Source organism: Microbacterium esteraromaticum (genome assembly GCF_016907315.1).
GTDB lineage: Bacteria > Actinomycetota > Actinomycetes > Actinomycetales > Microbacteriaceae > Microbacterium > Microbacterium esteraromaticum.
The window spans coordinates 2,877,807-2,891,347 of record NZ_JAFBBS010000001.1 but is presented as its reverse complement, the minus strand read 5'-3'; the positions used below and the strand labels follow the sequence as shown (position 1 = coordinate 2,891,347).

Genomic DNA, 13,541 nt, shown 5'->3' with positions numbered 1-13,541 from the left:
CTACGGGGCGGGCGGCGGTGCGACGCCCAGCAGGGATGCCATGGGCTCAGCCACCGCTGGGCCCAGATACGACACGAACGTCGCGGTGAGATGGTTGACATCCCGGTACACGAACAGGTCGTCGATGATGACCGGGCAGCGATCGGCGCCGCAGATCGCGTCATTCAGGTTCAGGTAGGTGCCACCCTCGGCTTCCACTGCCGCTCGCTCTGTCTCGGTCATCGCCGGATCGAGGGCGTCTGCGCGCCTCCCGTCGCATTCGCTCACGTCCATGACGGATGCCGAGACGCAGGTCGCCGGGGGCACCGAGAATCTCGGGGTGTCGGCGATCACCAGTACTGCGCTGCCTGCATCCTCGAGACGCCTGACCGTCTTCGACAGGCCGGCCGCCCACACCTGCTCCCGCGTCTTGCTCTCCGTCGCATCGGCGAGGGTGTACCAGGCGTAGCTGGAGATCACGACGAGATCGGGCGGGGCGTTGGTGAGGTGCTCGAGCACAGATGCACGCCAGCGGTCACAGGACTGGTAGGGAACGCCGTCATCGAGGACGGTGACGTCGACCGCGGGGCACGATGACTTCGTGTAGGAGGACACGGCGATCCCCGCTGCGGTGTCCGAGAAGTGCTGGACCGCGGGGAGCCACTGCGCGGAATGCGAGTCCCCGAAGACCGCGACGCGATGGTCTGCGTCCTTGTCTCCGTACACGCACTCCTGAACCTCCTCCTGCGCCACGTCCCAGTGGCAGCCGTCTGCATACACAGCGGGCACGTCCGCGGACACGCGGTCGAGCGCGGGGCGCATGTTGCGGGGCACGTACTCCGTGGCCTGCGGAGGCGAATCAGGGAAGGCAGGAGCCTCAGCGACGGCGGGCCCGGTGCCCACATCGCGCACTGACGCCCAGTGCGCCGAACCGCCCAGCCCCGCGGCGAGCGCGGCGGTGAGGACCAGAGCAGTCCACAGGGTCACGCGCGGGCGACGGGACGTGAGGATGCGAGGAGACCGCGTCGGTGTCTCCACGAACCGGAACAGCAGCCATGCCAGTGGCAGAGCGAGCACGATCCCCATCCCGACCCGCGCCGTCAGGCTCAGGGGGTGCTGCTCCCCTACGGCAGCCTGCGTGACGACCAGCAGCGGCCAGTGCACGAGGTACAGGGAATATGAGATCAGTCCCACGAACTGCATCGGCCTGATCGACAGAACCGCTGACGGCCCGAATCGAGCGGGCGCGGCACCGCACAGGATCACGACCGCGGTACCGAGGGCCGGCAGGATCGCCGCAGTGCCGGGGAACACGGTGTCCTCGTCGTAGACGAGGACACTGGCTGCGACGAGAGCGAGGCCGGCCCAACCCCCTGCGGCGCGGACCCATTCCGGCAACGGGATGCGGTCACGCAGCAGCATGATCCCCACGAGCCCGCCCAGGAGGAGTTCCCACGCTCGCGTCGGCAGCAGGAAGAAGGCCGCCGGCTGATTCGCTGGCGTGAGCAGGATCCCGGCGACCATGCTCGCGGCGGCAAGCACCGCGATGCCGATCACGAGAGCCATGCGGGTGCGGCGCAGGATTCGATACATCAGCAGAAGGATCAGGGGCCAGAGCAGATAGAACTGCTCCTCCACTCCCAGAGACCAGTAGTGCTGATAGGGCGAGGGCGAATGGTCGGCCAAGTAGTCGGTGTTCTGGATGGCGAACCATATGTTCGGCACGTACAGCACTGTGGCCAGGCCGTCACGGAGCACGCGCTCGACCCCCAGTGGCGGGTACCAGACGACGATGGCGACAGCCGTCAGAATGGCGACGACGAGTGACGCCGGAAGGATCCGGCGGATGCGCCGCGCGTAGAAATCCGCGAAACCGATCCGCCCCTCACGCTCGAGGCTCTGCAGGAGGTGGGTCGAGATGAGGAAGCCGGAGATCACGAAGAAGATGTCGACGCCGACGTAGCCGCCGGTGATGAACGGCACTCCCGCGTGGTACAGCAGAACTGCGCCCACTGCGATGGCGCGAAGACCCTGGATGTCTGCCCGGAAGCGGTCTCGACGCGACGCGAGAGGCCCCGCCTCCGCCGTCGTCGTCGTCACCGCGGCTGAGAGCCCTCTGCCTGTGCGCCGAGCACTTCGACGACCCGCTGCGCCGCGCGCCCGTCGCCGTATGGAGCGGCATCCGTGCTCACCGGACGGGGCCGGGTCACGCCTGCGGCGATCTCTTCGGCGGTGTTCGCCAGCACGTTCCAGCCGAGCTCGATCGTCTCGACCCATTCGGTCTCGGTGCGCACGGTCGTGCATGGCACACCCAGCAGGAAGGCCTCCTTCTGAAGGCCGCCGGAATCTGTCACCACTCCGGCGCTCGACAGCGCCGCCGCGATCAGATCCGGGTACGCCAGCGGCGCATGCGCGATGAGCGTTCCCTGATTCAGCTCGATGCCGTGAGCGGCCGCCTTCGCGACGACGCGCGGATGGGCGAGGAGCACGACCGGACGGTCCAGACCGCCCAGGGCTGCAGCGATCTCTGCGAGGCGTGCGGGATCATCCGTGTTCTCCGCACGATGGATGGTCGCGAGGTAGTACTCACCGGCCTGCAGGCCCATCTCTTCCAGGAGCACCGACGGCTGAGAGCCGACCTGGTCGCGCACCTCGTAGAGCACGTCGGTCATCACGTCCCCGACCAGTGCGGTGCGCGCCTCGAGACCCTCGTTCCGAAGGTGGTCGACGGCGACCTGGGTCGGCGCGAGCAGCAGATCTGCTGCGTGGTCGGTCATGACCCGGTTGTGCTCCTCGGGCATACGACGGTTGAAGCTTCGCAGTCCCGCCTCCAGATGGGCGACGGGGATGTGCATCTTCACCGCGCTGAGCGCGGCGGCGACCGTCGAGTTCGTGTCGCCGTACACGAGGACCCAGTCCGGGCGGTGCTCGTCGAACACGCCGTCCAGCGCGGCGAGCATGGCGCCCGTCTGCACGCCGTGCGAGCCGCTTCCCACTCCGAGGTGCACGTGGGGGGCACCGATGCCGAGATCGTCGAAGAAGACGTCGGACAGCATGGGGTCGTAATGCTGACCGGTATGAACGATGATGTGCTCCACACCGGCAGCCAGCGCGGCCTTGTGGATCGGGGCGAGCTTGACGAACTGCGGGCGCGCGCCCACGACACTGACGATCTTCACGGAGACGATCCTATTGCTCCCCTTCTGAGAAGAACGTCGGTGCGCCGGCACGAACGGTCAGCGGCGCAGGAGTCGCGTGCTGCGACGTGCCGCCCAGGCGATGACCGGCACCTGGCCGAGCCACTGGCGGACCGTGCGCTCGTAGCGCCGTCGTGCTCCGGCCTCCAATGCGTCGCCCAGTGCCGGATTCTCGTTACGGACTGCGCTGGCGATGAGGTGGAAGGCACGGTCGCGCTGGGCTGCGAGCATCTCCTGCGCCCGCCCGGTCTCATCGTCTGCCGACCACTCCGCCAGCAGCGCATCGTAGGATTTCAGCTGCTTCCAGCGCGATTCCACCGACCAGTACGCACCACCCGAGGCATCGCGGATTCCGGACGGGCGATACTCGCCCTCCATGACGGTGGGCAGGGCCAGCCACTCGCAGCGGAGCCCCGCGAGCAGCAGCCGCATGACGACGTGCACCTGCGGGTAGACCAGGGCGTCGACCTTCTCCGCAGCGACCCGCGTCATGAGCTCGTCGAGCGCCGGGAGACAATCGGCGACGCGGTAGACGAGACCGGGTGCGTGCGCGGATGCTCGGAGGAAATCCTTCGGCGCGACCTCTGCGGTCGCGGCACGACCCCGAGCCACTCGTGCGCCGCGCATGAACTGCGGCGAGACGAACGCCGGTCCGACATGGGCGAGGTGCGCGATCAGCTCTCGAATGTTCTCCATCATCACGCGGTCATCATCGGCCGTCAGCATCAGGTACTCGGTGGTGCACTCGCGGAAGAGACGAGCGAAGGTGCCTGCATAGCCGAGGTTCTCGGCGTTGCGCAGAACACGGACACGGCTCGCGATCTCGGACTCCTGAACGAGACTCTCGTAGGTGCCATCGGTTCCGCCGTCGTCGATGACGACGATCTGCACCAAGTCGGAATCCGCGTGCGACAGGACGTCGAGGACGGTCTTCCGGACGTCATCCGCACGGTTGTAAGTAGGTATCCCGATGGTCAGATTCACCGCGGCATCGTATCGCACCGCATGCTTCCCTCTCGGCCCGGGATACGCTTGAGCGGTGCGTATTCTGGTCGTCACGCCGTGGTTCCCCACCGCCGATTCACCCGTGTCCGGGGTGTTCGTCCGGCGCGAGGTCGAGGCCCTCTCGACGGTCCACGACGTGACGGTGCTGCATCTCGACTGGCAGCGAGGTGCACCCCTGGCAGCCACGAGAGCGCCGGGCGGCCACGACTACCGCCACGTCCCGCTCAATAGGAGCGATCCTCGCTCCTATCTTCGGGCGCGTCGCCTGGTTGGCGAGCTGTCGGCGGGAGCGGATGTCGTGCACACGCACGCTCTCACCGGTCTCCTCCCGTGGCTGACAGGTCGTCCAGGTGGCCCTGACTCCGCCTGGGTCCATTCGGAGCACTGGTCCGGGATCACCGCACCGGATACGCTCGCGCGCGGCGAGCGGATCGCGCTCTCGCTCCTGGGCCCGCGACTGCGCGGTGCCGATGCCGTCATCGCGGAGAGCACCCGCCTGGCTGAGGGCATCGCCCGCTACCGCCCCGCGGCGGTGGAGGTCGTTCCCTGCATCGTGCGCCGCGTCGATCCGCAGGAGCGGACCGATCTCAGCAGACCCCGACTGATCGGCATCGGCGGCATCATCCCGCGCAAGGGTCCTGTGCTCGCCGTCCACGCACTCGCCGAACTCGTCGACCGCGGCGTCGACGCCGAGCTCACCTGGGTCGGCGAGGGAGCGCAACGCGACGAGGTGCTCACGGTGGCGTCTCGACGAGGTGTGGCTGACCGCGTACGGCTGACCGGTGCGCTCGACGACGACGGCGTCGCGCGCGAGCTCGCTGCGTCGACCATGTTCATCCTGCCCACCCAGGGGGACAACTTCTGCATCGTCGCGGCGGAGGCGCTCTCGAGCGGGCGGCCGATCGTGAGCGGAGCCGCCAGCGGCGCTGTCGACTACTCCGACCCCACGGTGAGCAGGTTCGTCTCCACGCAGACCGGCGAGGCATATGCCGACGCCGTCGAAGACCTCCACGACGCCACGCGTGAGATGACGGCGACGGCCATCGCGGCGACGGTCCAGGGCCGCTTCAGCGCCGAGACCGTGACCGCGCAGCTGACCGACATATACGCCCGCATCCTCATGGAACGCCGGGAGCGCCGGTCGCCCGACCGCCAGGGTCTCGGAGAACGCGCCTCAGACTGGCTCGCCACTCATCCGTCGAGCATCCCCGGCAGGCTCGCGGCTCTGCGCTTCGGGATTCCGCGCCGGTCGGACAGCCGCGATGTATCCGAGGCCCCGAGCACGCTGACGCGTATCCTGATCACCCCGGCGAACTACGCCGGGCAGGCCGGCCGGTGGGCTGCCGCACTCGAGGAGGCGGCGCCGGATGTCGGCGCGAGGACCCTCGCGGTGCAGTCGTCCTTCCGGTATCCAGCGGATGCAGTGGTCGCACGACGCGTGTTCCAGAACTCCGCTTCGTGGCAGCGCGCCCAGCTGCACGCCGCTCGCGCCTTCACCCACGTCCTGGTGGAGTCCCTCATCCCTCCTTTCGGGCGTCTGGGCGGCCGCGATCTGAAGGTGCAGCTGGAGCTGCTCGGTCCCCAGGTCTCAGCCGCGATCCTGTGCCACGGTACGGAGATCCGGAGCCCCCGCCCCGAAGCGTTCGCGAACGAGCGCGCATACCGCGTCGCCGTACGCGTGACCGCACGCAACCGCGCTCTGCTCGCAGAACTGGGGCTTCCCGTGTTCGTCTCGACACCCGACCTGCTGCAGGACGTGCCCGAGGCCACCTGGGTCCCCGTCGCTATCGACGTGAAGCGGTGGTCCTCCGGCATCGAGAGGGTGCCGTCCGCCGGTCGCCTCCGTGTCGTGCACGCACCGAGCAGCGCCGCGGTGAAGGGAACAGCAGCGATCAGGCCCATCATGACCCGGATGGCCGAGGCCGGCGCGGTGGAGTACGCCGAGATCACTGGCGTGCCGCACGACGAGATGCCGCAGATCTATGCCGATGCGGATGTCGTGCTGGATCAGTTCCGGCTCGGCAGCTACGGCGCCGCAGCATGCGAGGCGATGGCTGCAGGGAAGGTCGTGGTCAGCCACGTGCACTCGTCGGTGCGCCAGCGCGTGCAGCTCGTGACGGGCCTCGAACTGCCCATCGTCGAGAGCACCGCCGCCGATCTCGAGTCCGTGCTCCTCGACCTCGCCGCGGATCCAGGACGACGTGAGAGACTTGCGGACGAAGGCCGTGCCTTCGTCTCCGCCGTGCATGATGGCCGATTCAGCGCGGATGCCCTTCTCGGCAGGTGGATCGCCCCTGCCTCGACCTCGTGAATCCGGTGCGCCCCATGACCCGACTTCTGATCATCTCGTTCTCGGATCTCAACTCGGACGCACGTCTCCAACGGCAGATCGCTGCGTTCGCTGACCGGTACGAGGTCGTGACGGCGGGGTGGGGAACGACGCCGAACGGAGTCCATGAGCACATCGTCCTTCCGCAGGCGCCGACCGGCGCCAGGCGGAAGTGGCGCATGCGGGTCGAGGCAGCGCTGCTGCGACTGCGCGCATATCGCCTCATCCACGTGACCTCTCCGCTGTTCCGCGGCGCCCGTCGGGCGCTGCGCGGCGTGAGGGCCGACATCGTTCTCGCCAATGACATCGACGCGGCTCCGCTGGCCTACGAGATCGTCTCCCCCGACAGGGTCCATGTCGATCTTCACGAGTACTTTCCGGGCCTGCACGACGACAACCGTCGCTGGGCTGCGCTGCGCGCTCCGTTCAACTCCTGGCAGGTGCGGGAGTTCGCCGCGCCGGCGGCCTCGACCACGACGGTCGCTCCCGAGATCGCAGAGAGATACCGCGATCTCGGCCTGCAGCCCCAGGTGGTCACGAACGCGTCCCCCTATCAGGAACGTCCCGTTCGTCCCGTCGGTTCTCCCATCCGCCTCGTGCACTCCGGCGCGGCTCTCGCCGGGCGGCATCTCGACACGATGATCGACGGCGTCCGCGGCAGCCGCGCCGACATCGAGTTCACGATGCACCTGATGCCCAACGACCCTGGCTACATCCAGCAGCTCCGCGAGCGGGCATCGGACTCGCCGAACATCCGCATCCTCGACCCGGTCCCGCATTCCCAGCTCTCCGACGCGCTCGCGCAGCACGACATCGGCATCCACATCCTGCCTGCCACTTCGACGAATCACCGACTCGCCCTTCCGAACAAGTTCTTCGACTTCGTGCAGGCGCGGCTCGGGGTGATCGTGGGCCCGACAGCGGCGATGGCGGGGATGACGCGCACGCACGGTTTCGGGGCGGTGACCGCGGGCTTCTCAGCTCAGGACCTCACGGACGTACTGGATTCGCTTGACCCGACGACCGTGATGACCTGGAAGAACGCGGCAGCAGCAGCCGCCGCCGAACTCTCTTCAGAGCATCAGGTCGGGATCTGGGTGACCTCCATCGCCGCCATCGACGAGAGCCGGCCGAGCTGACCCGATCGGCTGTCAGCTGCCGAGCCACGGGGCGATGGCGAGCCGGTTCAGGTCCGCCCAGGCGAAAGAGCCTCGATGCGAGGGGCGAGCTGCGAGATACGAGAGTACTTCGCTCCCCATTCCTGCGCCGCCTCGCGAGCAGCCATGTCCTGGTTGCGTGCCACTCTGGCGGCCTGCGCGAAGGCGGCCGCTATCCCGTCAGCCGTCATCGTCTCCGTGCGCACCCACGCGGGTGAGCCGGCCATGACATCCGTCGCTGCGTTCCCAGGGTCATGCACCGAGACCACGGGTATGCCCGTCGCGGCGTACTCGTACACCTTGCCGCTGGTGACGTATCGGCCCGTGCCGAGAGCCAGCACGAGCGCATCGAACTCCCGGTATGTGCGCGCGATGTCGGCCTTGCCGACCGGCCCGTCGTAGCGCACACCGTCTGCGGCTGCGGCCTCGATGCGCTTGGCCGCCGTCGCATCGCCGGATCCGAAATGGCCGATGTATCCGCGCAGCACCAGCTCCGCCCCCGCGAGCTCGGGTTCCGTGGCGCGCGCCCGGCTCCATCCCTCGAGCATGAGATCGAGCGGCACGTTCGGGGTGATGGTGCCGATGTAGCCGAAGGTGAGCCCCTGCTCGCGACCGGGACGGACGGGGACCCGGAGCGACTCCTTGTACTCGTCGAACCCGTTCGCGACGACCTGCATGCGGTCGGAGAAGTCCGGATAGCGCTGCGCATGCCAGGAACGAATCGCGTCGTTCACGAACCACACCTCAGCGGCTGAACCGATCAGCCTGCGCTCCCAGCGACGAACGGCCGGGGTGGCGGTGACGAGCCGTCTTCCCGAGAACACGTCGAGCTGCCAGGCATCGCGGTAATCCATGACGTACGGCACCCCGTGGGTGCGGTGCAGATGCCACCCGGGGATGAAGTCCACGTGAGGATTCGCCGTGCCGATCGCGAGATCCACAGGCTTGAGGCGATGCGCCCTCTCGGCCATCGCCTCGAGACCCCTGCGCCAGCGACCGTAGTTCGGCTCGGGGAAGCTTCGGAAGTCGCGCCTCAGATCCACGAGCTTGAACAGCTCAGGATGCCGTGCTCGCAGCCACGGCCAGCTCGCCAGGTCGTTCTGGAACGCCGGCACATCGGGGTCTTCACGCATCACCCGGATGCTGTCGTCGACCTGCGCTGCGAGCTCAGCATCGATCCCGGTCGACATCCGGAACAGCTGCTCCGGCACTGTCAGCACGGTGACATCCCAGCCGGCGGCGGCGAACGCGTTCACCGTCGCCACGGCTCGGTACACGCCGCCCGCTCTGCTGGGCGGGAAGCTCCACGCCGTGTAGAGCAGATGCGGACGGGTCATGATGGTCTTCCTTGTCTCTGCAGCATCTCCCGTGCCGCGGCGAGCCCATGGACCGCTCGCACGGACCCACCGCTCGCGCGCTGCGCCCGCCACGCGGCGAGGACGCCATCTTCCTCCGCGGCGACGATCAGCGTCGCGCGACGGAGAGCAGCCTCGGCGGGCGTCCCCCGAAGTCGACGAGCGAACTGAGTGGCGTCATCGGCTCCGAGCACTCTGAGAAGGATCCGAGTAGGGAAACCGCCACCGAGCAGGCGCTGTGCGCGGATCGACCATCGACTCGGGCGCTCGACGGTGATGTGCGCCGCCGTTCCTCGCCACCCGATCACGATGCCACCGCATTCGTCGCTGAGGTCGCGTGCGGCTGACGTCGCCTCTGGCGAGAGAACGACCACCCCTCCGTCGGGCGACGTCACGGCGCCGGCGCGAGTGGCCTCGCGCGTCGCGAATCCTCTGGTCACACGGCGCGCCAGCGCGCGCCCGGCCAGGGCGTTCCGCAATGGCCCATGCCTGTGCAGGACGAGACGGAGATCCATCGGCAGCAGCTCGGCCATCCGCTGCGCGATCCCGCGACCAGAGGACAGTCGCTCGGACGACATCGCCTCGATGGCACGAAGGTCTGCGCCCACCGTTCGAGGGAGCAGACCTCGAGCTCGGGGAGCGCTCTTCTCGAGGGCGGACAAGATCTCCGCTGCGGCCGCCAGGTCAGCGTGCGAGAGCGTGCCGACGGAGATGCGGTTGCGTACGGCGGGGACGACGTGCACGCGAATGGTCTTCGCGACCGCTGCTCGGCGAAGGGCCGCCGGAAGGAGTCGGATCTCGTCGAGATAGGTCGCCAGGAAGGCGAAGTCGTCAGCGATCGGACCGAAGGCGTGCGTCACCCGGTCATCCTGATCTGCATGCTCGCGATAGGCGGGGCCGTCGGGGTCGAAGACGACTCGGTGGTTCGCCCAGAGCCGCAGGCCGTACACCTGGTCCACGCCGCGCGCCAGGCCCTGCTCATACCGAAGCGCGCCGGTGGCGGAGCGACGCTGCAGACCCAGCGGTGCAGTCCTCTCGTAGAGGCGGTCACGGTCCGCGTCGAGAAGGCGTGGCGCCCGCGAGCGACGAATACGAGGAGTCGGCACACCATGCCCGCCATCTCGGACGATGGGCGCGATCACGGCATCGGCATGGGTGGACTCTGCCAGGTGGACCCAGGCGTCCAGGGCGCCGGGCTCCAGGCTGTCGTCTGAGCCGATGATCGCCACGTATCGCGCCGTCGAAGCATCGAGTCCACGATTGAACGCGTTCGCGGGCGAACGCACTCCGTCCGACAGTTCGAGGATCCGCACGCGGGAGTCCTGACCGAGGTCGCCCAGTCGCTCTCGGATGCGAGCCGCGTCCACGTTGTGAGCGACGATCGTCGCCCGTACCTCGCGCGAGGTCAGCAACGCCGAGGCGACCGCGCGCTCGACCGGTCGTCGGTCGTTGTGCACCGCCACGATCACATCGACCATCAGATCAGGCATCCTGATCGACCACTCCCTTGTCCGGATCGATCAATCCCGCAAGGGCCGCCTGCAGCGCGAACTCGGGTTCGGCCGCCACGACCTGCTCGAAGGAGCCGGACGCTGCGACCTCGCCGTCGCGCATGAAGAACACGATGTCCGCGTTGCGGATGGTCGAGAGCCGATGGGCGACGGTGATCGTGGTGACGCGGCCGCGCAGCTCTTCGATCGCCCTGGTGACAGCAGCCTCCGTCGCGGTGTCCAGAGCGCTCGTCGCCTCATCCATGACCAGCACCTGCGGATCGTTGTACATCGCCCTGGCGATGCCGAGCCGCTGCCGCTGTCCTCCGGAGAGGGCGAGGCCGCGCTCCCCGATGCGGCCGTCGATCCCGCCTTCGCGTGCCTGGATAAGCGGAAGCAGCTGGGCGCGGTCGAGCGCCGTCGTCACCCGATCGCGGTCGAAGTCCGCCCGCCAGGTGAGCGCCACGTTCTGCGCCACCGTCGCATCGAACAGCGATACCTCCTGGGGGACGTAGGAGATCTGCGAGCGCCAGGCATTCAGCACCGACCGCAGCGGCACCCCGTCGACCTCGATGGATCCGCTGGTGGGATCGACCAGTCCGAGCAGCAGATCGATCATCGTCGACTTGCCCGCACCCGACGCTCCCACGAACGCCACCTGCGACCCGAACGGGATGTCCAGCGTCACGTCGCGCACAGCATCGGCAGCCTCGGGCGCGTACCGGAAGCTGACACCGCGCAGCTGAAGAGCCTTCGGTCGAGCGGGGATGACCCCCGTGTCCTTCGCGTTGGCGACCTCGGTGTAGCGATCGCCTCGCCGCACCTCGTCCACGACCGCTCTCGCATGCGGCGCGCTGACGTGCAGCTGCTGCAGGACGCCCTGGAACCGGACCAGAGACGGTGCCAGCCGGAAGCCTGCCAGGCCGAACAGGGCGATCGAGCCGATAGCGCCGGTGACATCGCCCCCGCCGGTGATGAATCCGGCGGCGCCCACCACGAGGAAACCGCCGATCAGAGCGACGTCGAGCACGTACCGGGGGATCTGCGCCAGGAACTGCGAGTTCGCGCGGGCGCGCGTCGACCGCGCCCGGTTCGAGCGCACGACCTCCGCGACTTCGGCGGCGCTGCCGCGCAGAGTGATCTCCTTGAGAGCGCCGATCATCTCCGTGATGAGCCGTGATGAGCGCATGGAGTATCGCAGCGCGACCTGCCCTGCCTGCTTGGCCCGTCGGGAGATCTGGAACTGCAGCAGCAGAGCGATCAGACCGAGATAGACGAGCGTCACGACGCCGACGAAGGGTTGAGCGAATGCGAGCACGAGTATCAAGGAGAGGAAGCTCATGAACTCGCCGATCAGCGAGGCTCCTGGCAGCAGGAATCCCGAGATCGTGGTGCTCACGCTGCCGTCGCTGATCCGCACGAGATCCGATGAGTTCCGTCGGAGTCGTTCGACCCACGGCGCTCGGATGTATCCGTCGAAGACCCGGACCCCGAGTTCGAGCTCGTACCGAGAGAATCGGCGGGTCGCGACCCACTGGAGAGTCAGGGCTCCTGCTCCCTTGAGCACGATCAGCGCGCAGACAAGCGCCAGTGGAATCAGCACCTGAGCACCCTCGAGCGTGCCGACGATGGGCAGGCTGACCGGGCTCTGACTCACCAGCGGTGCGATGACGACTGCCAGGAGGCCGAGGGCCAGACCGTCCATGAGCGCCAGAGCACCCATGACGGCCGCGTACATGACGAGGAATCGACTCGCGCTCTGCGGGAGGACGGTCAGCACCTCACGGTAGAGCCGCCAGTTGGCCTTCATTCGACACCCCTCGGTGCACCGTGCTCGGTGATCGCCCGTATGAAGGATCTTCCTTCGGACGCCGAGTTGATCGCTTCGGCTGCGACCGACGACCTCGTCTTCATCTCAGCGATGGCCTCGGCGTCGAGCCCCGCGAGGGTGTCTCGCAGCGACTCCCAGGTGAACTCCGGCACGACCACGCCATTCCCGAACTCGCGGACGATGGGCGCCATCGTCGGGGTCTCCCCCACGACGAGCGCGAGACGTCCCTGCGCTGCCTCGAAGAACTTGTTCGGCATGGCGTACTTGATGTTGTACGTTCCGTTCGGCCGGTAGAACACGATCTCGAGGTCGTACTCGTTGATGCGCTGCGCGATCTCACGCATGGGAGCGGGCGGAACGATGCGGATGCGATCCCGAGCCGGGTGTGTCTCTAGTTCCGCGCGGAGCCTGGCGTGAACGGCGGGATTCGCCGTCAGCATGAAAGTCATCGTGAATCGGTCAGGGAGCTCGCGCATGGCCTGGAGGATCTCGTCGAACCCTCGCGCCCAGCTGGGCAGCCCGTGGAACAGCATCCGGATCTCTGCCGGATCGACCGTGCTCGGCTGCAGCCCGGCGACGAAGGGTGGAGCGTTGCGCACCTGGACGGGCACGGAGATGCCGAACTCCTTCGAGTACAGTTCGCCGATCGGCGTGTTCACCACCGTTCGGCTGGTGAACCTGTCGGAGGCGATGTGACCGCGCACCCAACGATAGTGGGCGCCCGTGATCCGCCCGCCGAGGCTGTTCCGACGTACGTCGGGGTTGTGATACTCGTGCAGATCGAGATGCCTCAGTCCCCGCAGGGCCTCAGGCCCGAAATCCCGTCCCTCCTCGACCCACGGGGTGAACTCGCACTCGTTGAAGACGATGAGGTCGTAGGCTCCGGCACGCACGGCGGCCCTGAGCTCAGTCGGAATCCTCGAGACGAGAAGCGCTCGGAAGCGCAGGCGAGCGGGAAGCAGAATGTGAGCCACAAGCGTGCCCAGGCGCCCCGTCGTCCACTTCAGCGGGTCCCGCAGGGTGAAGTGCTGACGCACATCCGCGGCTCCGTCTGCCCCGAGACCCAGGGTGTCGACCGTCCAGCCGTCGCCCAGCAGCCAGTCGATCTCGCGGCGGACCCGCGGGTCGGACGCGACGTCTGAGTATGTCAGCACGAGGGCGGTGCGGCTGTCCGCGGCGCTCACTTCAGATCCACCTT

General features: G+C 67.9%; 9 protein-coding genes. 2 read left to right on the top strand and 7 right to left on the bottom strand.

Annotated elements, in window-relative coordinates; genetic code table 11:
• From JOE67_RS15820 to JOE67_RS13710, 3 genes are read right to left on the bottom strand one after another with little or no spacing between them, the layout of a single operon-like run.
• The gene (locus tag JOE67_RS15820; protein WP_204976082.1) at nucleotides 1-2,079 is read right to left on the bottom strand and encodes an acyltransferase family protein; all 2,079 of its coding nucleotides are present in this window, start codon (nucleotides 2,077-2,079) and stop codon (nucleotides 1-3) included.
• Nucleotides 2,076-3,158 carry a non-hydrolyzing UDP-N-acetylglucosamine 2-epimerase gene (gene wecB, locus JOE67_RS13715; RefSeq protein WP_204976081.1) on the bottom strand — a complete coding sequence of 361 codons (1,083 nt, stop codon included), beginning with the start codon at nucleotides 3,156-3,158 and terminating at the stop codon, nucleotides 2,076-2,078. The genes JOE67_RS15820 and wecB overlap by 4 nt, the downstream gene beginning before the upstream one ends.
• Nucleotides 3,159-3,215: 57 nt before the next feature.
• On the bottom strand, nucleotides 3,216-4,160 hold the full coding sequence (locus JOE67_RS13710) for a glycosyltransferase (RefSeq protein ID WP_204976080.1): 945 nt from the start codon (nucleotides 4,158-4,160) through the stop codon (nucleotides 3,216-3,218).
• A 55-nt stretch (nucleotides 4,161-4,215) separates the two neighbouring features.
• Here JOE67_RS13710 and JOE67_RS13705 point away from each other — a divergent pair, with 55 nt between their 5' ends.
• Nucleotides 4,216-6,492 carry a glycosyltransferase gene (locus JOE67_RS13705; RefSeq protein ID WP_204976079.1) on the top strand — a complete coding sequence of 759 codons (2,277 nt, stop codon included), beginning with the start codon at nucleotides 4,216-4,218 and terminating at the stop codon, nucleotides 6,490-6,492.
• Nucleotides 6,493-6,506: 14 nt separating this feature from the next.
• Nucleotides 6,507-7,649, top strand: a complete 1,143-nt coding sequence (locus JOE67_RS13700; protein WP_204976078.1) for a glycosyltransferase family protein — start codon at nucleotides 6,507-6,509, stop codon at nucleotides 7,647-7,649.
• A gap of 47 nt (nucleotides 7,650-7,696) precedes the next feature.
• On the opposite strand, the gene JOE67_RS13695 is transcribed toward JOE67_RS13700, so the two are convergent.
• Genes JOE67_RS13695 through JOE67_RS13680 form a run of 4 tightly spaced genes read right to left on the bottom strand, consistent with a single transcriptional unit; the run spans nucleotide 7,697 to nucleotide 13,527 of the window.
• Nucleotides 7,697-9,004, bottom strand: coding sequence for a glycosyltransferase (locus JOE67_RS13695; RefSeq protein WP_204976077.1), 1,308 nt, complete (start codon nucleotides 9,002-9,004; stop codon nucleotides 7,697-7,699).
• Entirely contained in the window at nucleotides 9,001-10,500 is a 1,500-nt protein-coding gene (locus JOE67_RS13690; RefSeq protein WP_204976076.1) for a glycosyltransferase family 2 protein, read from the bottom strand. Before JOE67_RS13690 ends, JOE67_RS13695 begins: the two co-directional genes overlap by 4 nt.
• Nucleotides 10,501-10,504: 4 nt before the next feature.
• Nucleotides 10,505-12,322: an ABC transporter ATP-binding protein gene (locus JOE67_RS13685; protein WP_204976075.1), complete on the bottom strand. Its 1,818-nt coding sequence runs from the start codon at nucleotides 12,320-12,322 to the stop codon at nucleotides 10,505-10,507.
• Entirely contained in the window at nucleotides 12,319-13,527 is a 1,209-nt protein-coding gene (locus tag JOE67_RS13680; RefSeq protein ID WP_204976074.1) for a glycosyltransferase family protein, read from the bottom strand. Before JOE67_RS13680 ends, JOE67_RS13685 begins: the two co-directional genes overlap by 4 nt.
• Nucleotides 13,528-13,541 lie beyond the last annotated feature (14 nt).